The following is a 26,121-nucleotide window of genomic DNA, read 5'->3' as shown; positions in this document are numbered from 1 at the left end:
GTAAACGGCTTACTTTTTTATAAATGGTACCAGCTGCCATCATCTTTTAAGATAAACCATGGCTTAGAATACCAATAATAGCGACCTGGCTTACTAATACTTGCAGCCGTGCAGTTAGCTCGAACTCTACCAATCGGCAGGTCTTTACTAAAATTTATACTAAAACTTTTATCATCATTCCAGGTGATTTTTTGCTTACCTAAACCTGAAATATAACAATTGAGGGCTGATTTATAAAAGTCCCCCGTTTCAATAGCAAAATTGATACTTTTAGCTTCTTTGTGTTTAAAGATAGTTTCAGCTTGTTCGCCTTCTAAACGAATATTAAACGCCAATGAGTTTAACTTATCACGTAAGCCAGAAATTTTATCATAAGGCTTTGAAGCTGGAAAACGCGGTACGCTGGTTAAGTCTGTCGATAAATCAATTGCGCCCGATTGCTGAGAAAAAGCAACGAAGTCATTTTCTTTAGCCCATGCTTGAATAGCGATATCATATTCACCATAAGGGTATGCATAATATCGCCAGCTTTGACCGGTATTTTCTTTAATAACCGCTTCCGCTTTTAATAATAATTCCGTTTGTTTACGTAGCCATTGTGCTTGCGTTAATCCATCTGTAATTCGCGCCATAGAATCATGTTCATAACCATGGTTAGCAATAATCACGCCTTCATCTGAAAGTGCTTTGAGTTGAATCCATGACAAATAATGTGAAGCATCATTTTTTTCATTACGAGCGATAATGCCTGGGTTTACATAAATGGTATACGGAAAGGCAAATTTATCTAAAATGGGCTTAGCTTGCGTTAACACATCAATATAAGCATCATCAAAGGTAATAGCGACGCTTTTATCGGGTAAAGCTTGTTGGTTTTTAATGCCTTCAATTAACTCAGATAAAGGTACCACTTTAAAATTATTATCTTTAAGGTATTGTAAGTGCACTTCAAATTGTTTTGGGGAAATACTGGTGCTTGCTGGGGTGCTATCGCTAACATGATGGTACTGTAAAATTACTGCTGCATGACTGCTGAGCGCAACGCTCAATAATAATGAAACTGAAACTAGTGTCCGCAACATATACTTCATGGTATATACCTTTAAAAATCAGATGAGATAAAATAACGTTTTTTACTTTAAAGCACTAGAACTTTAGGATTTTTTTTGGATTAAAACTAGCCGTTTCGATCAACATAAACGTCTATCTTACCTAGCCTTGCCGCTGATCCTATCAAATATTACCATACCACTGTGCACGGCTTAGTTGATACGGCCGCAATAAGACTGCTTGAACATGCATATTCTTTGAGCGGTAATTCCATTGTTGCCATGCTCATCGCTACAAAAGAAAGTGCTTGATATCATTTTTTATCATCAAATTCTTTCGGGGTCGGCTTTAAGTTTGGAATACTCGTACTACCCATCGCTTGACAGACAACACCAACAGCTACACAAAAAAAGGTAGTTGCGCCAAGCGCTGCTTTAATATCGGCTTCAACATCATTGCCGTAAATAACTGTTACCACTGCGCCAATAGCAGCCAAGCCAAAACTTCCTTTTGCGATGATTGACGATATTTTTTGCCATAATCGCTTTGGAGGATGTGCTACCGGAAGGTGATGAGCAGGAGTTTCTTTCGACATAAGATAATTGGCTTAATGAGGTAACAGTAGAAGAATACTAACATGCCAATAGGTATCAAGCTTGATACCGGTCAACTAATAATTCATCGCCTGTATGTGTTATGTAATCAAGTGTTACTTAGTGTTACCCGCAGTGAAGTACTCAATAATCTGAGCGAGCATAATGCCACACGCTAAACCTGCTACATTGGCGGCCAAATCAAGCCATTCTCCATAGCGATTAACATAAGGCTGAATCAACTCAATAGCGCCACTAAAGCCAGCAAAACCTAAGGTAATCCATAGCCAGTATTGGGGTTTTCGTAATGCTACAGGAAACATTAATGCGCCATAAGAGATGAAATGATGAGTTTTATCACTACCCGGGACTTGAGGTAAATGTTCTGCGGGCCATAAAGACAAGGTCGCAATAGCGGCAAGTAAAAAAACAGAAATGAAAAGCCAATATTTTTTTATTAAATTAGTCATTAATTTCATTTAATTTGTGTTTTTGTTGGTCGGTCGTTTATTCGCGGGTTGAGTGCGATAAAGAATATTTAACCAACGATTGGCAAAAATCCCCAGATATCCCCATGCTGCCAATAAGCAAGCAAGCGCTAGTGTTATGATGCCCACAATCTGCCAAAGATGATGATAAAAATATCCCAAAGCAACAAAGAGCAAACCAATAACAAAAAGGCCAAGCCCACGTAAGAACAGCGTTAAACTGTACTGCGGGTTTTGGCCTATTTTTTCTAGTAACTTAATCATACGAACTAAATTTTAGTAATACGAATGGTCACCACGTTCATGCTCTGTAGCATCTTTAACGCCTTTAATTTCGCCAGCCATTAATTCAATCAATTGCTTTTCAATGCCATCTTTTACCGTGACATCAATTTGTGCACAGCCATTACAGCCACCACCAAATTGCAATACAGCATAACCATCGTCGGTAATTTCGACTAAGGTACATTCGCCGCCATGACCTGCTAACTGAGGGTTAACTTCAGCTTGTAAGAAATAATGAACGCGTTCAAATAGTGGCGCGTCATCAGCAACTTTACGTAATTTAGCATTTGGTGCTTTCAAAGTAAGCTGTGAGCCCATTTGATCAGTCGTAAAATCAATTTCTGCGTCTTCTAAAAAGCCTTTACTGTCAGCATCAACCATCGCTGAAAAGCCTTCAAATGGCAGTTGAATATCATCGGCTTCAACCGCATCAGGCGGACAATATGAAACGCCACATTCAGCTTTCGCTGTGCCAGGATTTACAACAAAAACTCGAATATGGGTACCTTCAGCTTGTTGCGAAAGTAATTTAATAAAATGCTGTTGAGCATTTTCTGAAATAGTGATCATGGTGTTAGCTCTCTTTTCTCTCGGATACTTTTATTACTTTAAAATTACTTTAAAGTAATCAGTTGAAAAAATACCTGACTGTTTTACTCAAGTATGATCATTTTACGCTGCTATTTAGTTATGTGCTAATGATTTTTACGCTTTTGTTTGATACTTTATAGAAGTCAAATACCGAGGTCATCTAGATGTTACTTTTACGAATTCTGATTTTATCCATTACTCTGCTCTGCTCCAGCTGGATTATTGCCATGCCTGCGCAAGATTACTTACCTGCAAGTAGCAAATTTAATAGCAAAATATCCTTACCAAGTAACAGCTTGGGATTTGAAATTGGCCAACGCCATGTTAGACATGATCAACTAAAAAGCTATTTTTATCAGTTGGCGAAGGATTCTGAGCGTGTAAATATTACGTCGATGGGGAAAACACCTCAGCAGCGAGAACAGTTACTGGTTACCATTTCTAGCCCTAAAAACTTAGCAAATTTGTCGAGTATTCTCAGTGAACGTGACATGTTTTCTCAAAATAAAGGTCAGCTTGAAAACCAAAAATCCGACAAAGCCCCCTTAGTTATTTGGTTAGGTTATAGCGTACACGGTGATGAAATAAGTGGTGCTAATGCAGCCATGATAGTCGCTTATTATTTAGCAGCCAGTACCGATGAAAAGATGGTTGAATTACTTGCCAATACCGTGATCGTACTGGAGCCTAGTATTAACCCTGACGGTATGGATAGGTTTGTTAATTGGGTTAGTACTTATCGAAACTCTAGTGACAATAGTGATGCCAACCATATAGAGCACCACCAGAGCTGGGTTACAGGGCGCACCAATCACTTCTGGTTTGACTTGAACCGCGACTGGTTATTACTCTCTCAACAAGAAAGCCAACACCGATTAAAGTACTTCCATCAATACCAACCCCATGTTGTTGGTGATTTTCATGAAATGGGTCATAACAGCAGTTACTTTTTTCAACCTGGCGTCCCAAGTCGGACTCATCCACTGACCCCGAAAAGAAATGTCGACTTAACAACAACATTGTCAAAATTTCATGCTTCAGCATTAGATAAACAAAAACGTCTTTATTATAGCGAAGAGAATTTCGATGATTTTTACTACGGTAAGGGCTCAACCTATCCTGATATTAATGGCAGCATAGGCATATTATTCGAACAAGCTAGTGCTAGAGGCATGCAGCAAGAAACAATTAATGGCTTACTGACTTTAGAGTTTAGTATAGAAAACCATGTGACCACCTCACTTTCTACCATCAATGGTGCTTGGGAAAATAGAAAAAAATTGAAGCAATACCGCAGTGAGTTTTATCAACAAAGTAATAAACTAGCAAAAAAAGAAGATTTCACAGGATATTTACTGCACGAAAGTAGCGATAAATTTCGCCTCAATACTTTGTTGTCCAAACTAGCGCAGCATAAAATTAAAGTTTATCCGTTGATCGCTGACTTTGAATTTGAAGATACTAAATATCAGAAAGATAACAGCTATTACGTACCTCTTGCTCAACCTCAGTTTCGACTAATTCAAGCTTTGTTTAATCAACAAACGAGCTTTAAAGATAATACTTTTTATGATGTTTCTGGTTGGACAATGCCTTTGGCTATGAATATTGAATCTATCCCAGTAAACCGTACTCGTAGACTAAAGCTAGCGAAACAAGTTTGGACCATGCCTGTAACGGCCAAACCAAACAGTAAAAGCATATCCACTTATAGCTATATCTTTGAATGGCATCATTTTTTAGCTCCTAAATTACTCAATAACCTTCTTAACAATAATATCAAAGCAAAAGTGGCAACTAAGCCTTTCACAAGTTTAATCGATGGTGCAACCAAGCACTTTAAAGCGGGTAGCATAGTGATTCCCGCAGGTATTCAACAAACCGAAAATTGGCAAGAGGTCTTAATTTCCGCCAGTAATAGTACTGGTATTAAGTTGAGCAGTATTAGTACCGGCTTGACCATGAAAGGAGTTGATATTGGTAGTAGTTCGTTAAAGCCAATTAGTAAGACTAAAACACTTTTATTAGGGGGGACTGGCATATCGCAATACGAAGCAGGTGAAGTCCGCTTCTATCTCGATGAAACACTTAATATCCCACTATCTATTATCGACCATAGCCAATTAAGACAAGTCGACTTATCAAGCTATAGCCATATCATTCTCGTTGATGGTGATTACCAGCATGTTACAGATCATACGGCTAAGAAAATAAAAACATGGGTTAAACAAGGGGGGGTGATAATTAGTCAAAAGCGTGCGTCTCTTTGGTTAGCAAAACAAGAAATTTTACGTGCTAGGTTTGTTACTAAAGAGCAGATAAACCAATTATTTGATCATGAAAAACTCAACTATCAAGATAAAGAAAGCCTAGCTAGTCGTAAACGCATTGCCGGCGCTATTTTCCAAGTAGAGTTAGATATTAGCCATCCATTAGCTTATGGCTACCAGCAAAGCTTGTTGCCCTTATTTCGTAATAGTAATTTGATAATGGAGCATCCCCAACAGCCGTTTATAACATTAGCAAAATATACGCCAGCACCACTGCTAAGTGGTTATACTGACAAAAACTTAGTTAATCGATTGGCACATAATGCCGCGATTGTTGCTCACAATGTCGGCAAAGGCCGAGTAATAGCAACAACAGAGGTACTAGCATTTAGAGGTTATTGGCATGGCAGTGCAAAATTACTAGCTAACAGTTTATTTTTTAGCAAAGCTTTTTCTGCGCCATATAAATAGGTTTACAATTTACCATGTACGCCTCCGTTCTTCTTCGCGTTAGGCAACGTTAAACAAACCGTTACTAAGGTAACGGTTTCAACACCAGCTTGTTTTAACAGTTTGCTTATCTCACTAGCTGTGGTGCCCGTTGTAACCACATCATCAACAATCAGAACATGTTTGATATGGCTTACTAGCTTTCCCTGTAAAACAAAGGCGTTGGCTAAATTTTTTCGTCGTTCACTGCCCGTTTTTCCCATCTGGCTATCATTATTTTTTACTCTCACCACTAAGTTGGCATCATAGGGTAATGACAATGTCCCAGCAAAGGACTTTGCAATGAGATGCGCTTGGTTATAACCACGAACCTGCCATTTCTTAATATGTAAGGGTACTGATAGCACTAAATCAATAGGGGTAATGGTTTTGTTCATTACTTGCCACTGAGCACAGAGTAAAGCACTAAATAAATTTGCTAACTCAAAACGCCCTAAGTATTTCATTTGAGCTAACCATTTGTTAAAGGGGTAAATATAAGGTGATAATGCGAAAAGATGTTCAAAATGAATATTGGGTAAAGCACGGTGAACCGCAGGCCAATTTAATAAATTACCTGCGATTAGACTTTGATTGAAATAGGGTAAATCATTTACACAAGACTGACAGAGTAGTGCTTGTGATAGCGAATAACCAAGTAGATAACTATTACTGACGTTTGCACCACACAAATCACAACAGCTAATACTCTTGAGTGCATCGGTGTAATACCGCTTAAAGATATCTGAATCTAGCTTCCATGCCATATTGCTTACCTTTTGCTATCATCCAATATGATATAAACTAATACCATGATAATTATAGTGCAGTAATAAGCATGGCAAAAAGCTTAAAATTTTCCACATTTTCTCCTAATAATACACTCAAAAAAAATGTAATTCCTATTGTCCTCCTTCATGGTTGGGGGTTAAATTCAGGTGTTTGGCAACCTCTGTTAGAATTATTCCATGCAAACAACGAGAATAACTACCAACTCATAACCATTGATCTACCAGGCTTTGGTATCAATAGTGCTGTTGATATAAAACCTTACTCACTAGCAAATATTTGCCACCATATCGACCAAGTAATTGACCAACCGGCCATTTACCTTGGTTGGTCATTAGGCGGCTTAATTGCGACGGAAATGTCTCTTAAGTACCCAGGAAAAGTATTAGCATCAATTACTGTTGCCAGTAGTCCGTATTTTGTCGAACAACCGATAGATAACTGGCCGGGTATAAAAGAGAATGTATTAGAGAGCTTTCATAAACAATTGGCGCAAGATACTGCGAAAACAATTAGTGGATTTTTAAAGATTCAAGCAATGGGCAGCCCTCATATCCGACAAGACTTAAAACTAATTACCCAGTTAGTAATGGCGCATACTCTCCCTAGTCAGCAAACTTTAGCTGACTCACTCGCCTTATTAAGTCACTGTGATCTCCGACAACACTTATCAAAAATCAAGCAACCTCTTCTACGGTTATACGGACATAACGATAGCTTAGTACCCAAAGAAGTGATCGAAAAAATTAGTTATTTAGCGCCCAATAGTGACCAACACTTATTTGCTAATGCTTCCCATGCACCATTTATTTCTCACCTTGATGATTTTTATCAGGTATTAGTCGTTTGGCTTGATTCACACTTTAACTAACATCATAAACGAGGTTGCCTTATATATACCCGTTCCACTTGAAGATGCATGATCCAGCTGGCATTAGAAACGCCTTTAGGCAAGGCATTGATTGAAGAGAATAGTTATTCTATTGTCGAAATCAATAACGTAGCATAAAGCGTTTATAAACCAGCCCCTTGGGGAAGGCTGAGCAAACCATACTCTGCGTTACATTTCTTTTTAAGGGAATGACCCTTAATAAAAAAATGCGCCTTGATTATGAGTCGCTCAGACTTCCTGAAACGAGCATCTTTAAGTGGAGCGGGTATACAGGTAATTTCACCTTTACTTTTTTGTTGTTTAGATTAATAATTAACCAATGTAGCTTATTGACAATAGAGGCTTACCTGTGGAAATACCATCTGCAATGAATTCAGGTTTACAAGGTTTACAAAATGCGAGAGCAACAGCTGATCAAGCTGCTGCGGATATTGTCGCCAGTACTACTTTGAGTGATGAGCCGCTAAAGAACCCTGCCAATAATGTTGAGGTTAACACTGAGGTAAGCAATCCAAGTAACAATATAGAATTGCCTGATTTAAACCAAGCGATAGTCAATTTGAAAGTGGCTGAGTATCAAGCGAAAGCTTCAACAGAAGTAATTAAAAGTGCTGATGATTCACTCGGCACCCTACTTGATGTAACCGCCTAATAATATTTCATCATGAATATTACCCCGCATACAGCAAACTTACCCCTAGCCACCGTAGTCAATCCGCCTACGGAAGGCTTACGTCGTGAGAATCATCAACGAGAAATTATCACCCAAGTTGCCGCGACCAATCCATCCGCAGCTGAAAAAGGTGTCGCTTCAGATAAAGATCGAGCTCGTACACCTGCTCAAGCAAACGAACAAGTCGATTTTGCTAATTTAAGAAAACAAGCAGAACATGCTGCTAGCTCTATTTCTGAGCAAGAAAATCAGCAAGGCAATCAACAAGGTAAATCTCAGCAAGACGAACAGAGCTCTCAGCAAAACCAAGAAGACCAACATTCGAACACTAACAGCAGTACATCAGATAATGATATAGCTGACAAAAACAGCAAACAAGTACACGCTGACGAAAAAATTATTACTCAGTTGCAACAAAGAGATAAAGAAGTCAGAACGCATGAGTTAGCTCACGCAACAGCAGGTGGTGCCGCCACAGGCTCACCTTCATATACTTTTGAAATTGGCCCTGACGGAAAAAAATATGTAACGGATGGTGAGGTTGCAGTAGATTTAAGCAACGTAGCAGGTGACCCACAAGCAACTATAATTAAGATGCAAAAAATACACGCTGCAGCATTGGCTCCTACGAATCCATCAACACAAGATACTCGGGTAGCCGCTAGTGCAGCACAAAATATTCTCGCTGCACAATCTGAGCTATTGGCACTCAAAAGTAATAAGACAACTCAATCAGACCCGACAGATAATAATCTGAACATCAAAACTACTCCCACCATACCTTATGATAATCATAATGATAAAAGTAATGAGTTTGATGCATTAATTAATCAAACATTATCGGCACAAGAAGCTATTACCTCTAGTTCATCAAATCAAAAGCTAGCTTCGAATCAAAGTATAGAGTTTGTACAAACGAATGAGGTACAACAGCGAGCACAACGAATCGGAAATTTTTACTTCAATGTCAGCCAAGGTTATGAAAAACCTGATAACTTTCAATTCAAAATAACAGCTTAATAACAACTAAGCTGTTTCTACCTCTTCACGATATCTTTGCTGGTACACATCACGAGCGTGATTCAGTTCACTAATTGCATGTGCTTTAGTATACGGACGTAAGATAACTAATATTTTAAGTACACCCTGGTAGAATACTGAGTCATTAACTTCATTCACTATGGTCTGAGTTTGATGAAAACTAACCCAAAACGTATTAATAAGACGTAAAATACTGACAATATCAGCCAATTCATCATCACTAAAGTCAATATAATCAGCAGCTCTTAATGAAATAAGCAATTGACTAACTCGCTCTGAGATAGACTGTTGCACTTCAACATATTTTTCCCGCAAAATCGGATTTTTATCCAATAGCACAGGTAGATTGCTATAGAAGAAGCGAAATTTCATTGTAGTTTGAAAAACAGAATCCATATACAAAACAAGTGAATCTAATGGTTTTACTTCCGAAGAGACCTTTGGCAAGGTCTCTAATAGCAAGCTACGTGCATACTCTTCGTAAATAGATAAAATAATGTCTTCTTTATTACGGAAATGATAATACAGATTACCAGGGCTAATGGCTAAGTGAGCAGCGATATGATTAGTGGTAACATTACGCTCTCCTTGCTCATTAAATAATTCAATACTGGCTTGGATTATTTTATCACGGGTTTTCATGCAGCTACTTCTTAATTTGATTTGATTAAAACTAGCTCAATAATACTATCAAAATTCAGTATATATAAAGTGTTTTGAGTAAATACTTTAGGTTTTTTTGCTTTTTTTTGTGATTAATTATTCAATTTTGTTGATTATCGATGACTTAGCAGCAAAATTGAAAGCATAAATACTTGTCAGTTCGTTACTTATCCCATTACAATGACAGTTAACAACCGTTAAAAATATAATAAATAATTATGATAAGAGCTATATATCCGGGTACTTTTGATCCAGTAACTAATGGCCATAGTGACCTAATTGTTCGTGCCAGTAAGTTATTTAGTGAGGTAATTATTGGTGTAGCTTCAAGCCCCAGTAAACAGCCTCGTTTTGATTTAGAGCAACGAGTTGCCATGCTTGAGCGAGTTACACAGGATCTAACAAATGTAACTGTTGTTGGTTTTAGTGGTTTATTAGTTGATTTTGCTAAGCAATATCAAGCTAAAGTACTTATTCGTGGTTTACGAGCCGTCTCTGACTTTGAATATGAGTTTCAACTGGCCAACATGAATCGTCGCTTATCCTCAGAACTTGAGAGCGTATTTCTAACACCAGCAGAAGAGAATTCATTTATTTCATCAACCTTAGTAAAAGAAGTTGCCCTTCACAAAGGTGACGTTGGCCAATTTGTTCACCCGGTAGTAAAAGCGGCGCTTGATAAAATCTAAGGATTAATCTTGTTGACAGCTAGGACAAAAAACAGAGCTACGATTAGACTGTCTAATTTCCTGTAATTTTGTTTGGCAAGTCACACAGGCTTCTCCTGCTCGACCGTATACCATAAGTGATTGGGCAAAATAACCAGGCCGACCATCGGCTTGGGTGAAATCCTTAAGCGTAGCGCCGCCTTGTGCAATGGCAGCATTCAGCACTTTTTTTATAATAGTCGTTAAACTGTTCATCCGGCTTTCATCAATATCTTTTGCTTTCGCTGTAGGTAAAATCCCCGCTTGAAACAGTGCTTCGTTAGCATAGATATTACCGACTCCTACCACGACATGGTTATTCATTAAAAAAGTTTTGATAGGTACTTTGCGATTTTTTGCTTTATTAAACAAGTAGCCCTCAGCAAAATCATCACTTAATGGTTCTGGTCCTAATTTCGCTAATAAGCCGAGTTCATCTTCATCATTAGCTAACCATAACACCGCACCGAAGCGCCGAGGATCATTCAATCGCAAACTCTTGCCATGTTTAAAAACTAGATCGAAGTGGTCATGTTTAGCTACAGGGGTATCTTGTTCAATTACCCTAATGGTACCAGACATACCTAAATGCAATAATAAAGTTCCTGTTGAAAAACGTAATAACAGATACTTTGCACGCCGATCAACTTTAAGCACAGGTAAACCAACAACAGAACAGACTTCTTCTGGGATAGGCCATCGTAAGCGTCCATTACGAATAATCACCTCACTGACTTCCTGAGCAATCACATGAGGGCTTATACCTAAGCGGCACACTTCTACTTCTGGTAATTCTGGCATAATCTCTTCTCGTGGATACAATTGTAACTATTATTTCAATTGGTATTACTTTGAATCAGAACGTTACAAACTAACAGGTAATAGTTGTTGGGCTAAGGTTGCAGGTAGTGCTAACCAAATATTATCTTGTTGCTGATAAACTAATAATTGATCGTCTAATGGGTATAATATAAAGGTTCTTACCTGTGATTCACCAGCCAATGCAATTTTTACTGCAACACCTTGAGCACTATCAATCATAATTTCAGCTGCCTGTACTAAGCCGCTACTCTGTTGCCAAGCAAACATCATCTGCTCAATCTGCTGTTCCGTTTTTTCCAGCATTATACCTTTAGCGGTTAATTGCCAACTACGACCAACGCGTTCTAATAACACACGTTGGCTTTCTGAAAAATCAATCGCTAGCGTTAAAATAACACCATGCTGTGGCAAAATTAATCGCTCACCATTGTTACCGCTTTCTTCATTAGGAAAAAGCTTATCGTTGGTCGCGTTGATTAATAAAATTATAGTCATAACTGAAAAAATAATGACGTTGTTCCAGCCGGTCCGAGATAATTTCATACAAATAATTCCAATAAATCGAGTAAAGATATCATACTGAAATTTTCATTGAATAGCGCGAATAACAGCTATGATACAAAGGTATATGTGTTTAATACCTTTTTTCAGACATAAAAAAACCCGGTAAAACCGGGTTTTTTATAAAAATAAAATTAATTACTTAATTTTAGCTTCTTTATAGATTACGTGCTTACGAATGGTTGGATCAAACTTTTTGATTTCCATTTTTTCAGGCATAGTCTTTTTATTCTTATCTGTAGTATAAAAATGACCAGTACCAGCACTAGAAACTAAACGAATTTTATCGCGCATAATAATTTCCTTAAAATAAAGTTATTAAACTTTTTCGCCACGGGCACGGATGTCAGTTAAGACTACATCAATACCTTTTTTATCGATAATACGCATTCCTTTCGGAGTTAAACGTAATTTAACGAAACGATTTTCACTCTCAACCCAAAAACGGTGAGATTGAAGGTTAGGTAAAAAACGACGACGAGTCGCGTTTCTTGCGTGAGAACGGTTGTTTCCAACCATTGGCACTTTGCCTGTTACTTGGCAAATTTTAGACATGTGAGTACTCCAATATTAATTTCAGCTCGAGCTATTTGTTCCCCAAGACCGTCGTCTCGGGATCCTGAAAAAGGTGGCATATTATAGAGAAACTGAATAACGAATACTAGTCTTAATAAGAAAATACTAAAAAAACAGTATTTATCAAATTTTTTCATATAGTTAAGTAGGGAATACAAAGATAAAATTCACTTGAATGGTAAGCTTTCGACTAAATTTTGTCTATTTCAAGAGTAAAAAGCCAACAAAATTTAAACAATCAACCGATTCCTGATTGCAATAATTTCTTCAATTGTTCATTTTGTTCTTTATTACACAATTCATCAATCAGAATACGCAATATATGTGACTTAGCTAAGTCTGAACCTTCAGATAAACCTTGTAACTGTTCTATCGCTTCTTCACTTAGCGTAAATGTTGCTCGCCTAAAAGGTTTAACAACTCTAGCTCTAACACCTGCTTTGACTTCTCCCGCTTGCTGGTGTTCTATTTCAGTCATTTCAACATAACGCTTAGCTTCACTAATCGCTTGTTTGAGATTAAGTTTATGACCCGCGTGTCCATTGTTGGCTAACTCGCTAACAATTTCAGGCGCACCTTTTGCGTAATTTTCAGCATCGGAAATAAACTCATCAATGGTGAAGTTTCTCTTTTTTGCTTTGTTAGCTTTACCTTTCTTTAAATCAGTTAAACTCATGAGAATTATCCGGTTCCATCGCCAGTAATTCCTCGGCAATATTGAACATCTCTTGGGCAGCTTTACCTGTAGGGTCTAATTCAATAACAGAAGAACCCTGTTCTTCACTATCATCATAAATATTACGATTATAGGTTATGGCATCTAAAACATTAATACCATAAGATCTGCAGACCTCTTTTGCCTCAAGTATCCTACCCATTTGGTTTGGTAATGAAGGGCATTGAGTGATAACAAAAGAAGCTATCATTTTCGGGTTCACCATTTTGCAAGTACTGAGCATATCTTCCATATGGGGGACTGTTTTTAAATCTCGTCTTTTGGGTCTTAAGGGGATAATTACATGATCAGCAACTGACATAGCTGCTCGCAAGGCGAGGTTATCTTGCCCACCACAATCGACAATTACATAATCATAGTGTTGCACTAGACTCAGTAAGTCATTACGAATTTTTCCATACAGTTGAATACAATTAATTGCGGGTAGAGATGGATCACCATTTCTTGCTTGTATCCAATCAGACGTTGTTCTTTGAGGATCACAATCAACCATTAAGACAATTGCTTTCTTATTTCGGGCGAAATATACGGCTAGATTCTGTGCCAAACAACTTTTGCCACTGCCACCTTTTTCGCCACCCACTAAAATCATCATACCCTTTTATCCTTTACTACTATCAAATTAACGTGCTGCAGCGCTATAGCTGCAATCTACGATTTACCAAGTTATGGTCAATTTCAATGAACTATAATTTCACTTGATATAAGCATCAGTTCTGTTGGTAACATTAGTCATTGCGATCTAATGTCAATGCAACTTCATACCAGCCATTTTCTTGCTTAATGCATCGCAACACCTTGCCATAAAGTTTTTGACTGCTGGCACTAGCCGATTTAAACACGATTGTTACTGGGGATTGCAAAGGTAAAAGCTGATCACAATCAATCTTTAACCCACCACGAGAAAAATCAAGACAAGCTATTTTCTTACTGTGCTCTTTACCTTGTTCATCTGACCAGATAATATCAACTAACTCTTTTTCCATATCTAAACGAAATGATTGGCGACGATCCGGCTCATCACTACTACTTTCTGTCATCAGATAATCCTTATTTTTCTTAGTTATTACTTTTAATATTATTAACTTGCTCTATTAACAGTAATTGTCTTTAAGCTTTTTAGCAACCTATCTGCCTGTTATCTGCCTGTTTTTATACTTATCACAAAAAACTATATAAGCTCTCCATGCTCAGCAAACGAATAACACTGATGTCCTGCTACAATAATATGATCTAATACACGCACATCAATCAATTGTAGCGCTTGAATTAATTTATCTGTTATTTGCTTGTCGGCGAGACTCGCCTCAGCGACACCAGAGGGATGATTATGAGTTAAAATTACCGCTGCCGCATGATGTTTTAGGACTTGTTCTACCACAATTCGAGGGTACACTGCTGCGGCGTTAAGGGTACCAAAAAACAATCGTTCAAATGTTAAGACTCGATGCTGATTATCTAAAAAAAGCACAGCAAATATTTCACGAGTTTCTAAGCGCAACTCACTGAGTAAGTAATCTCGTGTCGCTTGTGAAGAAGTTAAAGAACAATCTGTCTCTTTAATAGTCTCTGCCAAATAACGTTTAGACATTTCTAAACAGGCTTGTAATTGCACATACTTTGCCGTCCCGAGTCCATGCCTTGCGCAGAAATCTTCTTGGCTTGCCGAAAATATAGCACTCAAACTACCGAAGCTAGTCAATAGTTGCCTCGCTAGATCGACTACATTACACCCTCTTACTCCTGTGCGAAGAAATATGGCCAACAACTCAGCATCACTTAAACTTGACGAACCTAAACTGACTAATTTCTCTCGTGGCCTTTCCATTTCCGGCCAGTTTTTTAAGGAGTTATTTTTAATCGGTGATTCATTTAGTGGGGATTCCTTGAACCTTGATTCTTTTAACATAAGTGCATCCTTGCTTTACATTTTTGTATTTATTATCACTTGGAGATTTTGTTTATTTAGCAACTCTTATTTCTAAATAAAGGCAATAAATGTTATCTTATTGACCATATTGTTTACTTTAATATTAGCAGCTTATGCAAATTCTTCAGGACAAAAAAATAGTACTGGGTATTACAGGTGGTATCGCTGCCTACAAAACACCAGAATTAGTGCGACGACTTAAAGATCATGGCGCAGATGTACGCGTAGTTATGACCGAAGGTGCAAAAGCCTTTATCACGCCATTAACGCTTCAAGCGGTGTCGGGTAACCATGTTTCTGACAGCTTATTAGATAGCCAAGCCGAACTTGCCATGGGCCATATAGAATTGGCTAAATGGGCTGATTTAATAATTATCGCTCCAGCCACTGCGGATATTATTGCTCGTATTACCGCGGGTATGGCTAATGATTTACTCTCAACATTATGCTTAGCAACTAGTGCGCCAATTGCTATTGCCCCTGCAATGAATCAGCAAATGTGGCATGCCAAAGCAACACAAGTTAACATCGGCACATTAAAGCAGTGGGGATTCCATATTTGGGGCCCTGGTGCTGGCGAGCAGGCTTGTGGTGATATCGGTTTAGGTCGCATGTTAGACGTTAATGAATTAGTTACTCTTAGCAGCGATTTTTTTGTCGACAAATATTTGCAAGACCAACATTGGGTGATTACCGCTGGACCAACACGTGAAGCGATAGATCCGGTGCGTTATATATCGAATCATAGTTCAGGAAAAATGGGCTATGCCATTGCTCATGCCGCATTACGTGCTGGCGCTCAGGTGACGTTAATTTCTGGTCCCGTAAATATACCTGCTCCCGCAGGTTGTGAGCTTATCCAAGTGACTAGTGCCGAACAAATGCATCAACAAGCGCTAACTTATGTTCCAAAAGCTACTACCTTTGTAGCCTGCGCAGCAGTAGCTGATTATAGAGTTGCTAATATTGCCGATGAGAAGATCAAAAAAGATAACGAACGCATGCAAATTTCGCTCATCAAGAACCATGATATCGTTGCGGATGTAGCGAATTTAGCCAATAAACCTTTTATCGTTGGCTTTGCGGCAGAAACACAAAACGTTGAACACTATGCACGCGGTAAGTTAATGCGTAAAAACTTAGATTTAATCGCCGCTAATGATGTTGCTAAAGCAGGACAAGGTTTTAATAGTGATGATAATGCTTTAACCCTCTATAGTGCGATTGATAAAATTGAAATTCCTCTAGCTAATAAGCAAATAGTTGCTAAACAGCTAGTTTCATTAATCAATCAACATTATTTAGCTAAAAACACCGAGAAATAAGGTAATTATATTTACCTTTAGAACAAGTTGATTTACAAGCTTGATGGATAGAACAATAACAGTAGAGAATATTTTTATATGGTCGCCACACAAAATAAAAACCTGAAGCCAAACCGTAAACACCAAATATTAGAATCCTTAGCGTTAATGTTACAGAACTGTCCTGGGCAGCGTATCACTACCGCAAAGCTAGCAGCTGAAGTCGGTTTTTCAGAAGCGGCTCTTTATCGTCATTTCCCATCAAAAGCACGTATGTTTGAAGGCTTAATCGACTTTATCGAAGAGTCTATTTTTTCACGTATCAATTTGATTCTTACGGACCATAAAGAAGCGTTAGTACGTTGCCATCACATATTGCATGTTTTAGTGGTTTTTGCTGAGCGCAATCCTGGAATGTGCCGAATATTAGCAGGTGATGCATTAATGGGAGAAAATGAGCGTTTACGCGGCAGAGTTCATCAATTTTTTGAAAAACTAGAGTCTCAATTTAAACAAGTATTAAGAGAACGAAAATTACGTGAAGGTAAAACCTTTACGATTAATGAAGCAGCTTTAGCTAGCCTATTAGTCTCGTTCGCTGAAGGTAAAATCAGTCAATACGTTCGATCCGGCTACAGTAAAAAGCCAAGTACTGACTTTAATGAACAATGGCAGTTTTTAATGGCCAACAAGTAATCACAATAACACTGTCATCATCTAACTATAAGCAGCGATCACCTATACTGCTTATAGTAACAAAAATTACAATTTCTTGAGGAAAACGATGAGTACTCTCTCACAGTTAAAACCTGCCAGCTTATGGCAATTATTTGAAAAAATATGCAGTATTCCACACCCGTCTAAACATGAACAAAAGATATCGCTATGGATCCAAGATTGGGCTAAAGAGCTTGGCTTGACCATTAAAGAAGATACTGTTGGCAATTTAATTATTAAAAAACCAGCAACCGTTGGCATGGAAGACCGTAAAGGCATAATTTTACAAGCACATATGGATATGGTGCCACAGAAGAATAACGACACTGACCATGATTTTATAACCGATCCAATTAAACCTTATGTCATTGATTCTGGGGATTGGGTAACGGCAGAAGGAACAACATTAGGTGCAGATAATGGTGTCGGCTTAGCTTCAGCATTAGCGATTTTAGCCAGTGATGATATTCCACATGGACCGTTAGAGGTACTAGTAACCATTGATGAAGAAGCGGGAATGACTGGCGCTTTTGGCCTAGAAGCTGGATGGCTTGATGGTGATATCTTAATTAACACCGATTCAGAACAAGAAGGTGAGGTTTACATGGGCTGTGCTGGTGGTATTGATGGTAATGCCACTTTCGCGCTAACATTTGAAGATGTTCCTAGCGATATCCAAGCTTTTAACTTATCTATCTCAGGCCTAAAAGGTGGCCATTCTGGTGTCGATATTCATACTGGGCGTGCAAATGCTAACAAGTTATTAGTACGATTTTTATTAAGTGCTAGCATTGATTTTGATATCAGCCTTACTGAGCTAAATGGTGGCAGTTTACGTAATGCTATCCCTCGAGAAGCTAACGCTAGTTTTGTTGTTGCAAAAGATAAAGTCGAGGCATTAAAGATAGCTTTGGCAGATTATCTCTCAACTATTAGTACTAATTTAGGTGCAATTGAAACTGATATCGATATGTTATTAATTTCACCTGAAGACTTTGATCAGTGTTGGACAAAAGCCACGCAAGCTTCAATTCTACGTGCGATAAATGCTTGTCCTAATGGTGTAATTCGAATGAGTGATGATATTGAAGGCATTGTAGAAACATCACTAAACTTAGGCGTAATTCATACTCGTGGCAACAAACTTAATGCCATGGTGTTAATACGTAGCTTGCATGACGATGGTCGTTTAGAAACTCAACGAATGGTGCAGTCTGTTTTTGAACTTGCCGGTGCTAGCGTTGTTTTCTCAGGCGCTTATCCCGGTTGGAAGCCTAATCCCGATTCAGCCATCATGCAGACTGTTCGAGATACTTACCAAAGCATATTTAATAAAGTGCCTGCGGTAATGGTAATTCATGCAGGTTTAGAATGTGGCTTATTCAAAACAGCGTATCCACATTGGGATATGGTGTCTATTGGACCAACGATTAAGTTCCCTCATTCGCCAGACGAAAAAATTGAAATTGCGACTGTTGAGCAATATTGGCAATTATTAATTGCTGTATTAGCGAACATCCCAAGAAAATAAAATACCAATAAATTAGAAACTGTTAGTCTAGGCTATCAGTTTCTAATGTTAAGTTGACTACCTAATTTTTACCTGACAAAGTAATTTCGGGCTCTTTCTAGCGCTATATTTTACTTAGCAGTAATCAATAATCCCTCAAAGTACTATTACTCTTCTCCTAATATAAAAATAGTCATCCAAGTGTTCTAGTGCATCTCTAATATCTTCAATTCACTTCATTAAGCATGCTAAATGAATTTTTCGATACATAGTGTTCCTTTCAATAAAAATTGCCCTATAAGTTCATTTAAAGCGACTTTACCATTTCAATTTAGATTAACGATGCAGCAAGAATTTGGCAGTTACTAATTTCTCTATTAATGCCGCTTTAAATTGAATAAATTTTAATACTTTAAGATCAACAACCCTGAGCATTATCAACGGCACACAAGTTAATAAGAAGTATTACCGTATTATCCTTTAGCACCCTATACTAACTATTCACAACTATGCTTTGTTATTAAAATTTTTTCCGTTAGAATGGATTAATCACTCCTTAGGATACTTGTTATGATTCAGCCAGAAAAAATAATAATAGCTGACGATCATCCCTTATTTAGACAAGCTTTATTATGGACATTAAAAGCTAAGCTAACTTATACAGTATGGCTTGAAGCGCAGACAATTGAAGAGCTTGAGCAACAACTTAGCAATAATAATGATAGTGACTTGCTGTTACTGGATTTAAATATTCCTGGCGCTCATGGCTTTAATACCCTAATCCATGTACGTAATCACTTCCCTCAAATTCCTGTTGTTATCGTATCCGCTCATGAAGATCATGTCACCATAAGCAAAGCAATGTCCTATGGTGCTGCTGGTTTTGTGCCAAAATCAACGCCTGTTGATGACATTTATTCAGCTATTGTTGCTGTGTTATCAGGAGGTACCTGGTTACCTGATTCTTTTGAACAAAAACAAAGAGATAATAGTGACGGCGACATTGCAGAACGTGTTGCCAGTTTAACTCAGCAGCAATATCGTATCTTAATGATGTTCGCTCAAGGCATGCTAAACAAACAAATTGCTTATGATTTAAATGTATCTGAGGCAACAAATAAAGCACATGCTACCGCTATTTTTAGAAAACTAGACGTCCGCAATCGCACACAAGCCGTTATTGCAATCGCCCAGCTAAGTTTAACTGAAGCTGGATTTAAGCAAGGTTAATAAATTTACCTAACTTATTTCAATAGAGTTACTCTTACTAACTCTATATTTTAAATATAAAAAAAGCACATCAATGACAACTCATTGATGTGCTTTTTTATTGACTTTTAATTGTTAAATGAAAGCAAAGGCATCTGCATACATATGCTCTAACAATGCGCCATGTTCAACAAAATCACTACGAATAGCACCAACCATATCAAAACGGCCTGCCAAATAAATATCGTAGGGTTCAAAACTTACAATATCATGCATAGCGGCTTGATGAACTAAGCCCGTTTTACCTTGCCATGAATTCTCACTCCCATCGGTATTTTCAATAACGGGAATAAAGTTGGCATGAGGAAGCTTAGCAATAGTGGCAATAGTTTTTTCGAGCTCATACACCGCGCTTTCTTCACGTAATCCCCAATAGACCATGATATGACGCTGCGATTTTTGCTCTGCTAAATACTCAAACATGGATTTGATATACGAAAACCCAGTTCCACCCGCAAGTAATAATAACGGTCGTTCGCTTTCAGTGCGCAATTGCGCATGGCCTAAAGGAATTTCAATTGTTACCTTCTCACCACTCGCGTGGCTAGCTTTAATACACTCAATAACCTGCATAGGATAACTATCGGCAGCAAAAGCACCAATTTGCAATTCAATTACCTCACTATTTGGTGAGCTAGCAATTGAAAACGGACGTTTATCCTCATCACTCATAACAAAGTTCAAATATTGGCCAGCAATAAAGTCAACTTTTTCATCGGGCTTTAATAATACTTTATACACATGAGGCGTTAACGATGATAACGACTGTATTTGACAACTAACTGTTTTCATTTTTTAACCTTTTCTACATTATTGGTGATTTCTCGTCAGCAAACAAATTCATTGTGCCAAGAGGTAATAAGCTAAAATTGCTAGTGTAATTAATTATATACCCGTTACCAAACAAAATGCAGGATTTCAGTGATATTTGAGATAGCTCGAACACTCTAAAACTTGTATCTTGATGATGACGGGTATTATTAGCAATTTTATAAAATATCTAATTCATCCCACAGTTCATCAACTTGGTTTTTTATTTCCTGCGTCATCTCAATGGGTTCGCCCCACTCTCGATTTGTTTCACCAGGCCATTTATTGGTCGCATCCATGCCCATTTTAGAACCTAAACCAGACACAGGTGATGCAAAATCAAGATAATCAATTGGGGTGTTTTCTATCAAAACAGTATCACGACTCGGATCCATACGTGTGGTCATTGCCCATATGACATCTTCCCAGTCTCTGGCATTAATATCATCATCACATACTATCACAAACTTGGTATACATGAATTGTCGTAAAAATGACCATACGCCCATCATTACTCGCTTGGCATGACCCGCATATTGCTTTTTAATAGTCACGACAGCTAGACGATAAGAACACCCTTCAGGCGGTAAATAGAAGTCTTGAATTTCAGGAAATTGCTTTTGTAAAATAGGTACAAATACTTCGTTAAGGGCAACACCTAAAATTGCTGGTTCATCAGGCGGCCTGCCGGTATAGGTGCTGTGGTAGATAGCATTTTTGCGCATAGTGATATGCGTTACTGTCATAACAGGAAAGTTATCTACCTCATTGTAATAACCCGTATGATCACCATAAGGTCCTTCTGGTGCCATTTCTTCAGGATCTAAATACCCTTCTAAAATGATTTCTGCTGTAGCTGGAACTTCTAAGTCATTACTTATTGATTTAGCTACTTCGGTTTTGGCTCCACGTAATAAACCCGCGAAAGCATATTCAGACAGCGTATCTGGTACCGGTGTTACTGCACCTAAAATTGTGGCCGGATCTGCACCTAAAGCAACGGAGACAGGGTATTTTTCACCTGGATTTTCTTTTTTAAATTCTTGAAAATCAAGGGCTCCACCACGATGTGATAACCAGCGCATAATGACTTTATTTTTACTCAGTACTTGTTGACGATATATACCTAAATTTTGACGTTCTTTGTGTGGTCCTTTAGTAACCGTTAACCCCCAAGTGATCAATGGTGCTACATCGCCAGGCCAACAACTTTGTATCGGCATTTTAGTCAAATCGACGTCATCACCTGAAAGCACGATTTGCTGGCATAACGGTTTTTTAATAACTTTCACCGGCATATTCAACACTTGCTTATATACAGGTATTTTACCTAAAGCATCACGAAAACCTTTTGGCGGCTCAGGCTCTTTTAACATAGCTAATAACTTGCCAACATCGCGTAAAGCACCAACATCTTTTTGTCCCATAGCTAAAGCAACTCTGTCAGGGGTGCCAAAAAGGTTGGTTAGGACTGGCATATCGTATGGTTCGCCACTTTCATTTACTGCATTTTCAAAAAGTAATGCCGGTCCTTTTGCTCTTAATGTTCTATCACTGATTTCTGTCATTGTTAAATGAGTAGATATAGGCTGAGTAATACGTTTAAGTTGGCCTATTTTTTCAAGCTGACTGATAAAGTCTCTTAAATCACTATATTTCATACAAGTTACCAATTGGAGGTAAGATTAAATAAAAAAACCAGTCATTAGACTGGTTTTCATCAATTAAAGTTATGCAATTAATGTCGCGATTATTTACGCTTCATTGAATCAAAAAACTCATCATTGGTTTTGGTCATTGCAAGTTTGTCGATTAGGAATTCAATCGCACCTATTTCATCCATTTCATGAACGATTTTACGTAATATCCACATTTTCTGTAATTCATCTGGCTTAGTAATAAGCTCTTCACGACGCGTGCCACTACGATTAATGTTAATAGCTGGGAAAACACGTTTTTCAGAAATTTTACGAGACAGGTGTAATTCCATATTACCTGTACCTTTAAATTCTTCGTAAATAACTTCATCCATTTTTGAACCAGTTTCCACTAGTGCTGTAGCGATAATAGTTAAACTACCACCCTCTTCAATGTTACGTGCAGCACCAAAGAAACGTTTTGGACGATGTAAAGCATTCGCATCAACACCACCAGTCAAGATTTTACCTGATGATGGGATTACCGTGTTATAAGCACGTGCTAAACGGGTAATTGAATCAAGTAAAATAACCACGTCTTTTTTGTGTTCAACTAAACGTTTCGCTTTTTCGATTACCATTTCAGCTACTTGTACATGACGACTTGCTGGTTCATCGAATGTTGAAGCAATAACTTCACCTTTTACAAGGCGTTGCATTTCTGTAACTTCTTCCGGACGTTCATCGATCAACAATACCATTAACTCTGCGTCAGGATTATTGTGTGCAATACTTTGAGCAATGTTTTGTAATAATAGCGTTTTACCGGCTTTAGGTGGTGCAACGATTAAACCACGTTGCCCTTTACCAATTGGTGATGCTAAATCTAATATTCGTGCCGTTATATCTTCTGTTGAACCATTACCACGCGCCAACGAAAAACGATCGGTTGGGTGAATAGGCGTTAGGTTTTCAAATAAAATCTTATTACGTGTGTTTTCAGGTCGGTCAAAGTTAACTTCAGTCACTTTTAATAAGGCAAAGTAACGTTCACCTTTTTTCGGAGAACGAATTTTACCTTGAATGGTATCACCCGTTCGCATACTAAAGCGGCGAATCTGGCTTGGTGATACATAAATATCATCAGGGCCTGCTAAGTATGAAGAATCTGCAGAGCGTAAGAAGCCAAAACCATCTTGTAAAATCTCTAAAACACCGCCGCCGAAAATATCATTATCGCCTTCAGCATGTGCTTTTAAAATAGCAAAAATTATGTCTTGTTTGCGTGTTCTAGCAAGGTTTTCAAGCTTCATTGTCGCGGCAAGCTCAACCAATTCATTAATGGATTTTTCTTTCAGTTCGGTAAGGTTCATAGGGGGTTTCTTAAACTATTTTAAGTGACAGTGCCTTTGGCGATTGCCGACACTAGTATGTTTTCAATATTATTTATAATGAGAATAGAGATGATAAAGCGATGTTATTTTGTACTCAGGTGGTAAATTTAGCACTAAAATTTGATTAGGTAAAGCCAGAATAAAAATGTAAGTAAATATTCTATCAACTAAAAACAAAAAAGCCTGATAACTTAGGTATCAGTTATCAGGCTTTTAATTATACACTTACAAGTTTTTATCTAAAAACTCTTTTAATTGAGTTTTCGACAGTGCGCCCACTTTAGTGTCAGCAATTTCACCATCTTTAAAAAGTAATAATGTTGGAATACCACGTACACCATATTTAGGTGGTGTCGCTGAGTTTTGATCTATGTTTAATTTACCAACAGTCACTTTGCCATCGTATTCTGTGGCAATATCATCAAGTACTGGGGCAATCATTTTACAAGGACCACACCATTCAGCCCAAAAATCAACTAATACTAAACCCGATGCTTTTAATACATCTGCTTCAAAACTATCATCAGTTAGCTGAACAATTTTATCGCTCATCATATTCTCCGTTTGTTATGGCGAAAACGCCTTTGTGGTAATTATACCGTGATTCACTGCTTTTCCAATACTGTTTTATGTAACATTGGTATTAATTAAGCAGTAATAGCAATTCTAATAAGTTAGTTTCCAGCTCAGAGCTATGTCAGGGAAGTTAGAACAAATAAAGTTAGTGTAGATCTAGTTATTCTAAGTCAAACAAACTTATGTCGTTATCACTTTTCTGACAAGTTCCCAAAATACGAGTTTAAAAGGCTTATATAAAGGGTTATTGATTTTGATAAGGAAGTACCATTATCTTCAATCAAAGCCTTGCTTCTAAAGCTTTTAATTCTCGCTCAGAGGGAAATAACTTAATGGACTTGGTATAAATCTAATTAATTATTTATTAAGCAACTATTTTGTTAACAAAACTGTTAAGCTAGCGCCATGAAAAAAACACACTTAACTGAAACTAAATTCGCTGACCTAAATCTTGCTCCGCAAGTAGTGACCGGATTAGAAGCCATGGGCTTCGATTATTGTACGTCTATTCAGGCGAAATCTTTACCCGTTCTTTTGCAAGGCACAGATTTAGCTGGCCAAGCACAAACTGGTGAAGGTAAAACCATTGCCTTTTTAGCCGCTACTTTCCATCATTTGCTTCAAAAAGAAGCTCCTACACATAATCAACCACGTGCCTTGATCATGGCTCCTACACGTGAATTAGCAATACAAATTCATCGTGATGCAACTGAAATGGCGAAAAGTTCCGGATTACGCCTTGGTGTTGTATATGGGGGCGAAGGTTATGAAAGTCAACGTTTAGAACTAGAAGCTGGTGTTGATATTCTTATTGGTACTTGTGGTCGTTTGATTGATTACATGAAGCAAGGTATTTACAACTTAAAAAATATCGAAGTTATTGTACTTGATGAAGCTGACAGAATGTTTGATTTAGGCTTTATTAAAGATATACGTTATATGTTTGATAAAATGCCTCCTGCTACAGAACGTTTAAGCATGCTGTTCTCTGCAACTTTATCATTCCGTGTTAAAGAGCTTGCCTTTGATCACATGAACGATCCAACCAGCGTAGAAGTAGAGCCAGAGCAAAAAACCAACAGCCGTATCAGTGAAGAATTATTTTATCCATCAAACGAAGATAAAATGACTTTACTGCAAACGTTAATTGAAGAAGATTGGCCAGAAAAGGCTATTGTTTTTGCAAATACTAAACACGTTTGTGAAAAAGTTTTTGACCATCTAAATGCCGATAAAATTCGTGTTGGTTTGCTAACTGGCGATGTGCCACAAAAGAAGCGCCTAAAGATTTTAGAAGAATTTACTGAAGGTACGGTAGATATTCTAGTAGCAACTGATGTTGCTGCACGTGGTTTACATATTCCTAGTGTTACTCATGTGTTTAACTATGATTTGCCTGACGATTGTCAAGATTATGTTCACCGTATTGGTCGTACAGGTCGTGCTGGTGAAACAGGTCATGCAATCAGCTTAGCTTGTGAACAATATGTTTTTAATTTACCAGAAATTGAAACGTATATTGGCCATGAACTGCCAGTAACAAAGTATGATCATGATGCTTTATTGACTGATCTACCAAGACCTAAACCTCGTCAACGCAGCCCTAGAACAGGCGCTAACAGACAAGGCGGTCGTGCAAACCCTAGACAAGGAAACCGTGGTGGTAATCCTAATCGCGGCACTCGTAGCTAACTAATTAGCTGCAGCCTTGGATATAAAGCACATTGACTGATCTAGTGAGCCAAAAT

General features: G+C 37.9%; 29 protein-coding genes. 10 read left to right on the top strand and 19 right to left on the bottom strand.

Annotated features, from left to right (window positions below):
• Nucleotides 1-17: 17 nt before the first annotated feature.
• The 5 genes from ESZ36_RS15700 to nfuA all read right to left on the bottom strand — a co-directional run bounded on the left by ESZ36_RS15700 (nucleotide 18) and on the right by nfuA (nucleotide 2,986).
• Nucleotides 18-1,091: a polysaccharide deacetylase family protein gene (locus ESZ36_RS15700; RefSeq protein ID WP_146789611.1), complete on the bottom strand. Its 1,074-nt coding sequence runs from the start codon at nucleotides 1,089-1,091 to the stop codon at nucleotides 18-20.
• Between the two features lie 272 nt (nucleotides 1,092-1,363).
• Entirely contained in the window at nucleotides 1,364-1,645 is a 282-nt protein-coding gene (locus ESZ36_RS15695) for a hypothetical protein (RefSeq protein WP_146789610.1), read from the bottom strand.
• 114 nt (nucleotides 1,646-1,759) lie between these two features.
• Nucleotides 1,760-2,113 (bottom strand): VanZ family protein, encoded by a 354-nt coding sequence (locus ESZ36_RS15690; protein WP_146789609.1) that lies wholly within the window; start codon nucleotides 2,111-2,113, stop codon nucleotides 1,760-1,762.
• Between the two features lie 9 nt (nucleotides 2,114-2,122).
• On the bottom strand, nucleotides 2,123-2,395 hold the full coding sequence (locus ESZ36_RS15685) for a hypothetical protein (RefSeq protein WP_146789607.1): 273 nt from the start codon (nucleotides 2,393-2,395) through the stop codon (nucleotides 2,123-2,125).
• A 12-nt stretch (nucleotides 2,396-2,407) separates the two neighbouring features.
• The gene (gene nfuA, locus ESZ36_RS15680) at nucleotides 2,408-2,986 is read right to left on the bottom strand and encodes a Fe-S biogenesis protein NfuA (RefSeq protein ID WP_011041094.1); all 579 of its coding nucleotides are present in this window, start codon (nucleotides 2,984-2,986) and stop codon (nucleotides 2,408-2,410) included.
• A 185-nt stretch (nucleotides 2,987-3,171) separates the two neighbouring features.
• Between nfuA and ESZ36_RS15675 the strand changes: the two genes are divergently transcribed.
• Entirely contained in the window at nucleotides 3,172-5,748 is a 2,577-nt protein-coding gene (locus ESZ36_RS15675) for a M14 family metallopeptidase (protein ID WP_146789605.1), read from the top strand.
• A 2-nt stretch (nucleotides 5,749-5,750) separates the two neighbouring features.
• On the opposite strand, the gene ESZ36_RS15670 is transcribed toward ESZ36_RS15675, so the two are convergent.
• A complete protein-coding gene (locus ESZ36_RS15670; protein WP_146789604.1) occupies nucleotides 5,751-6,533 on the bottom strand; it encodes a ComF family protein in 783 nt (260 codons plus the stop codon).
• A 71-nt stretch (nucleotides 6,534-6,604) separates the two neighbouring features.
• Here ESZ36_RS15670 and bioH point away from each other — a divergent pair, with 71 nt between their 5' ends.
• The 3 genes from bioH to ESZ36_RS15650 all read left to right on the top strand — a co-directional run bounded on the left by bioH (nucleotide 6,605) and on the right by ESZ36_RS15650 (nucleotide 9,140).
• Nucleotides 6,605-7,426: a pimeloyl-ACP methyl ester esterase BioH gene (gene bioH, locus ESZ36_RS15665; protein WP_146789602.1), complete on the top strand. Its 822-nt coding sequence runs from the start codon at nucleotides 6,605-6,607 to the stop codon at nucleotides 7,424-7,426.
• 370 nt (nucleotides 7,427-7,796) lie between these two features.
• Complete coding sequence (locus tag ESZ36_RS15655) at nucleotides 7,797-8,099, top strand: hypothetical protein (protein WP_146789600.1); 303 nt, start codon at nucleotides 7,797-7,799, stop codon at nucleotides 8,097-8,099.
• Nucleotides 8,100-8,111: 12 nt separating this feature from the next.
• A complete protein-coding gene (locus ESZ36_RS15650) occupies nucleotides 8,112-9,140 on the top strand; it encodes a putative metalloprotease CJM1_0395 family protein (protein WP_146789598.1) in 1,029 nt (342 codons plus the stop codon).
• A 6-nt stretch (nucleotides 9,141-9,146) separates the two neighbouring features.
• Here ESZ36_RS15650 and ESZ36_RS15645 read toward each other — a convergent pair whose 3' ends face one another.
• A complete protein-coding gene (locus ESZ36_RS15645; protein WP_146789596.1) occupies nucleotides 9,147-9,803 on the bottom strand; it encodes a TetR/AcrR family transcriptional regulator in 657 nt (218 codons plus the stop codon).
• A gap of 236 nt (nucleotides 9,804-10,039) precedes the next feature.
• Here ESZ36_RS15645 and coaD point away from each other — a divergent pair, with 236 nt between their 5' ends.
• Nucleotides 10,040-10,513 carry a pantetheine-phosphate adenylyltransferase gene (gene coaD / locus ESZ36_RS15640; protein WP_146789594.1) on the top strand — a complete coding sequence of 158 codons (474 nt, stop codon included), beginning with the start codon at nucleotides 10,040-10,042 and terminating at the stop codon, nucleotides 10,511-10,513.
• 3 nt (nucleotides 10,514-10,516) lie between these two features.
• Here coaD and mutM read toward each other — a convergent pair whose 3' ends face one another.
• The 8 genes from mutM to radC all read right to left on the bottom strand — a co-directional run bounded on the left by mutM (nucleotide 10,517) and on the right by radC (nucleotide 15,135).
• Entirely contained in the window at nucleotides 10,517-11,332 is an 816-nt protein-coding gene (gene mutM, locus ESZ36_RS15635) for a bifunctional DNA-formamidopyrimidine glycosylase/DNA-(apurinic or apyrimidinic site) lyase (RefSeq protein ID WP_146789592.1), read from the bottom strand.
• Between the two features lie 63 nt (nucleotides 11,333-11,395).
• Nucleotides 11,396-11,896, bottom strand: coding sequence for a hypothetical protein (locus ESZ36_RS15630; RefSeq protein WP_146789590.1), 501 nt, complete (start codon nucleotides 11,894-11,896; stop codon nucleotides 11,396-11,398).
• A 156-nt stretch (nucleotides 11,897-12,052) separates the two neighbouring features.
• Nucleotides 12,053-12,208: a 50S ribosomal protein L33 gene (rpmG, locus tag ESZ36_RS15625; protein WP_011041084.1), complete on the bottom strand. Its 156-nt coding sequence runs from the start codon at nucleotides 12,206-12,208 to the stop codon at nucleotides 12,053-12,055.
• Nucleotides 12,209-12,232: 24 nt separating this feature from the next.
• Nucleotides 12,233-12,469 carry a 50S ribosomal protein L28 gene (rpmB, locus tag ESZ36_RS15620; RefSeq protein ID WP_011041083.1) on the bottom strand — a complete coding sequence of 79 codons (237 nt, stop codon included), beginning with the start codon at nucleotides 12,467-12,469 and terminating at the stop codon, nucleotides 12,233-12,235.
• Nucleotides 12,470-12,728: 259 nt separating this feature from the next.
• Entirely contained in the window at nucleotides 12,729-13,166 is a 438-nt protein-coding gene (locus ESZ36_RS15615; protein WP_146789588.1) for a hypothetical protein, read from the bottom strand.
• Entirely contained in the window at nucleotides 13,153-13,821 is a 669-nt protein-coding gene (locus tag ESZ36_RS15610; protein WP_146789586.1) for an AAA family ATPase, read from the bottom strand. Before ESZ36_RS15610 ends, ESZ36_RS15615 begins: the two co-directional genes overlap by 14 nt.
• A 133-nt stretch (nucleotides 13,822-13,954) precedes the next feature.
• Nucleotides 13,955-14,266 (bottom strand): PilZ domain-containing protein, encoded by a 312-nt coding sequence (locus tag ESZ36_RS15605; protein WP_146789584.1) that lies wholly within the window; start codon nucleotides 14,264-14,266, stop codon nucleotides 13,955-13,957.
• A gap of 131 nt (nucleotides 14,267-14,397) precedes the next feature.
• Nucleotides 14,398-15,135: a RadC family protein gene (gene radC / locus ESZ36_RS15600; RefSeq protein ID WP_146789582.1), complete on the bottom strand. Its 738-nt coding sequence runs from the start codon at nucleotides 15,133-15,135 to the stop codon at nucleotides 14,398-14,400.
• Nucleotides 15,136-15,269: 134 nt separating this feature from the next.
• Between radC and coaBC the strand changes: the two genes are divergently transcribed.
• From coaBC to ESZ36_RS15580, 4 genes are all read left to right on the top strand, one after another.
• On the top strand, nucleotides 15,270-16,481 hold the full coding sequence (gene coaBC, locus ESZ36_RS15595) for a bifunctional phosphopantothenoylcysteine decarboxylase/phosphopantothenate--cysteine ligase CoaBC (protein WP_146789580.1): 1,212 nt from the start codon (nucleotides 15,270-15,272) through the stop codon (nucleotides 16,479-16,481).
• A gap of 78 nt (nucleotides 16,482-16,559) precedes the next feature.
• Nucleotides 16,560-17,156, top strand: coding sequence for a nucleoid occlusion factor SlmA (gene slmA, locus ESZ36_RS15590; RefSeq protein ID WP_146789578.1), 597 nt, complete (start codon nucleotides 16,560-16,562; stop codon nucleotides 17,154-17,156).
• A gap of 88 nt (nucleotides 17,157-17,244) precedes the next feature.
• Nucleotides 17,245-18,708 (top strand): aminoacyl-histidine dipeptidase, encoded by a 1,464-nt coding sequence (locus tag ESZ36_RS15585; protein ID WP_146789576.1) that lies wholly within the window; start codon nucleotides 17,245-17,247, stop codon nucleotides 18,706-18,708.
• A 549-nt stretch (nucleotides 18,709-19,257) separates the two neighbouring features.
• On the top strand, nucleotides 19,258-19,917 hold the full coding sequence (locus tag ESZ36_RS15580; RefSeq protein WP_146789574.1) for a response regulator transcription factor: 660 nt from the start codon (nucleotides 19,258-19,260) through the stop codon (nucleotides 19,915-19,917).
• Nucleotides 19,918-20,031: 114 nt separating this feature from the next.
• Here ESZ36_RS15580 and fre read toward each other — a convergent pair whose 3' ends face one another.
• The 4 genes from fre to trxA all read right to left on the bottom strand — a co-directional run bounded on the left by fre (nucleotide 20,032) and on the right by trxA (nucleotide 24,349).
• Nucleotides 20,032-20,748, bottom strand: a complete 717-nt coding sequence (gene fre, locus ESZ36_RS15575) for an NAD(P)H-flavin reductase (protein WP_146789572.1) — start codon at nucleotides 20,746-20,748, stop codon at nucleotides 20,032-20,034.
• Between the two features lie 197 nt (nucleotides 20,749-20,945).
• Nucleotides 20,946-22,427, bottom strand: a complete 1,482-nt coding sequence (ubiD, locus tag ESZ36_RS15570) for a 4-hydroxy-3-polyprenylbenzoate decarboxylase (protein WP_146789570.1) — start codon at nucleotides 22,425-22,427, stop codon at nucleotides 20,946-20,948.
• Nucleotides 22,428-22,516: 89 nt separating this feature from the next.
• Entirely contained in the window at nucleotides 22,517-23,776 is a 1,260-nt protein-coding gene (gene rho, locus ESZ36_RS15565; protein ID WP_101227479.1) for a transcription termination factor Rho, read from the bottom strand.
• 246 nt (nucleotides 23,777-24,022) lie between these two features.
• Nucleotides 24,023-24,349, bottom strand: coding sequence for a thioredoxin TrxA (trxA, locus tag ESZ36_RS15560; RefSeq protein ID WP_011041050.1), 327 nt, complete (start codon nucleotides 24,347-24,349; stop codon nucleotides 24,023-24,025).
• A gap of 429 nt (nucleotides 24,350-24,778) precedes the next feature.
• On the opposite strand from trxA, the gene rhlB reads away from it, so the two are divergent.
• Entirely contained in the window at nucleotides 24,779-26,065 is a 1,287-nt protein-coding gene (rhlB, locus tag ESZ36_RS15555) for an ATP-dependent RNA helicase RhlB (RefSeq protein ID WP_146789568.1), read from the top strand.
• Nucleotides 26,066-26,121: the final 56 nt, after the last annotated feature.

The sequence above is a fragment of the Colwellia demingiae genome (genome assembly GCF_007954275.1).
Lineage (GTDB): Bacteria > Pseudomonadota > Gammaproteobacteria > Enterobacterales > Alteromonadaceae > Colwellia > Colwellia demingiae.
Note: the sequence above shows the minus strand (reverse complement) of the source record. Positions and strands in the feature narration are given on the sequence as shown.

Coding starts and splice junctions, on each gene's coding strand:
- ESZ36_RS15700 (WP_146789611.1), bottom strand. CDS start 1,091: ATGAAGTATATGTTGCGGACACTAGTTTCAGTTTCATTATTATTGAGC.
- ESZ36_RS15695 (WP_146789610.1), bottom strand. CDS start 1,645: ATGTCGAAAGAAACTCCTGCTCATCACCTTCCGGTAGCACATCCTCCA.
- ESZ36_RS15690 (WP_146789609.1), bottom strand. CDS start 2,113: ATGACTAATTTAATAAAAAAATATTGGCTTTTCATTTCTGTTTTTTTA.
- ESZ36_RS15685 (WP_146789607.1), bottom strand. CDS start 2,395: ATGATTAAGTTACTAGAAAAAATAGGCCAAAACCCGCAGTACAGTTTA.
- nfuA (WP_011041094.1), bottom strand. CDS start 2,986: ATGATCACTATTTCAGAAAATGCTCAACAGCATTTTATTAAATTACTT.
- ESZ36_RS15675 (WP_146789605.1), top strand. CDS start 3,172: ATGTTACTTTTACGAATTCTGATTTTATCCATTACTCTGCTCTGCTCC.
- ESZ36_RS15670 (WP_146789604.1), bottom strand. CDS start 6,533: ATGGCATGGAAGCTAGATTCAGATATCTTTAAGCGGTATTACACCGAT.
- bioH (WP_146789602.1), top strand. CDS start 6,605: ATGGCAAAAAGCTTAAAATTTTCCACATTTTCTCCTAATAATACACTC.
- ESZ36_RS15650 (WP_146789598.1), top strand. CDS start 8,112: ATGAATATTACCCCGCATACAGCAAACTTACCCCTAGCCACCGTAGTC.
- ESZ36_RS15645 (WP_146789596.1), bottom strand. CDS start 9,803: ATGAAAACCCGTGATAAAATAATCCAAGCCAGTATTGAATTATTTAAT.
- mutM (WP_146789592.1), bottom strand. CDS start 11,332: ATGCCAGAATTACCAGAAGTAGAAGTGTGCCGCTTAGGTATAAGCCCT.
- ESZ36_RS15630 (WP_146789590.1), bottom strand. CDS start 11,896: ATGAAATTATCTCGGACCGGCTGGAACAACGTCATTATTTTTTCAGTT.
- rpmG (WP_011041084.1), bottom strand. CDS start 12,208: ATGCGCGATAAAATTCGTTTAGTTTCTAGTGCTGGTACTGGTCATTTT.
- rpmB (WP_011041083.1), bottom strand. CDS start 12,469: ATGTCTAAAATTTGCCAAGTAACAGGCAAAGTGCCAATGGTTGGAAAC.
- ESZ36_RS15615 (WP_146789588.1), bottom strand. CDS start 13,166: ATGAGTTTAACTGATTTAAAGAAAGGTAAAGCTAACAAAGCAAAAAAG.
- ESZ36_RS15610 (WP_146789586.1), bottom strand. CDS start 13,821: ATGATGATTTTAGTGGGTGGCGAAAAAGGTGGCAGTGGCAAAAGTTGT.
- ESZ36_RS15605 (WP_146789584.1), bottom strand. CDS start 14,266: ATGACAGAAAGTAGTAGTGATGAGCCGGATCGTCGCCAATCATTTCGT.
- radC (WP_146789582.1), bottom strand. CDS start 15,135: ATGTTAAAAGAATCAAGGTTCAAGGAATCCCCACTAAATGAATCACCG.
- coaBC (WP_146789580.1), top strand. CDS start 15,270: ATGCAAATTCTTCAGGACAAAAAAATAGTACTGGGTATTACAGGTGGT.
- slmA (WP_146789578.1), top strand. CDS start 16,560: ATGGTCGCCACACAAAATAAAAACCTGAAGCCAAACCGTAAACACCAA.
- ESZ36_RS15585 (WP_146789576.1), top strand. CDS start 17,245: ATGAGTACTCTCTCACAGTTAAAACCTGCCAGCTTATGGCAATTATTT.
- ESZ36_RS15580 (WP_146789574.1), top strand. CDS start 19,258: ATGATTCAGCCAGAAAAAATAATAATAGCTGACGATCATCCCTTATTT.
- fre (WP_146789572.1), bottom strand. CDS start 20,748: ATGAAAACAGTTAGTTGTCAAATACAGTCGTTATCATCGTTAACGCCT.
- ubiD (WP_146789570.1), bottom strand. CDS start 22,427: ATGAAATATAGTGATTTAAGAGACTTTATCAGTCAGCTTGAAAAAATA.
- rho (WP_101227479.1), bottom strand. CDS start 23,776: ATGAACCTTACCGAACTGAAAGAAAAATCCATTAATGAATTGGTTGAG.
- trxA (WP_011041050.1), bottom strand. CDS start 24,349: ATGAGCGATAAAATTGTTCAGCTAACTGATGATAGTTTTGAAGCAGAT.
- rhlB (WP_146789568.1), top strand. CDS start 24,779: ATGAAAAAAACACACTTAACTGAAACTAAATTCGCTGACCTAAATCTT.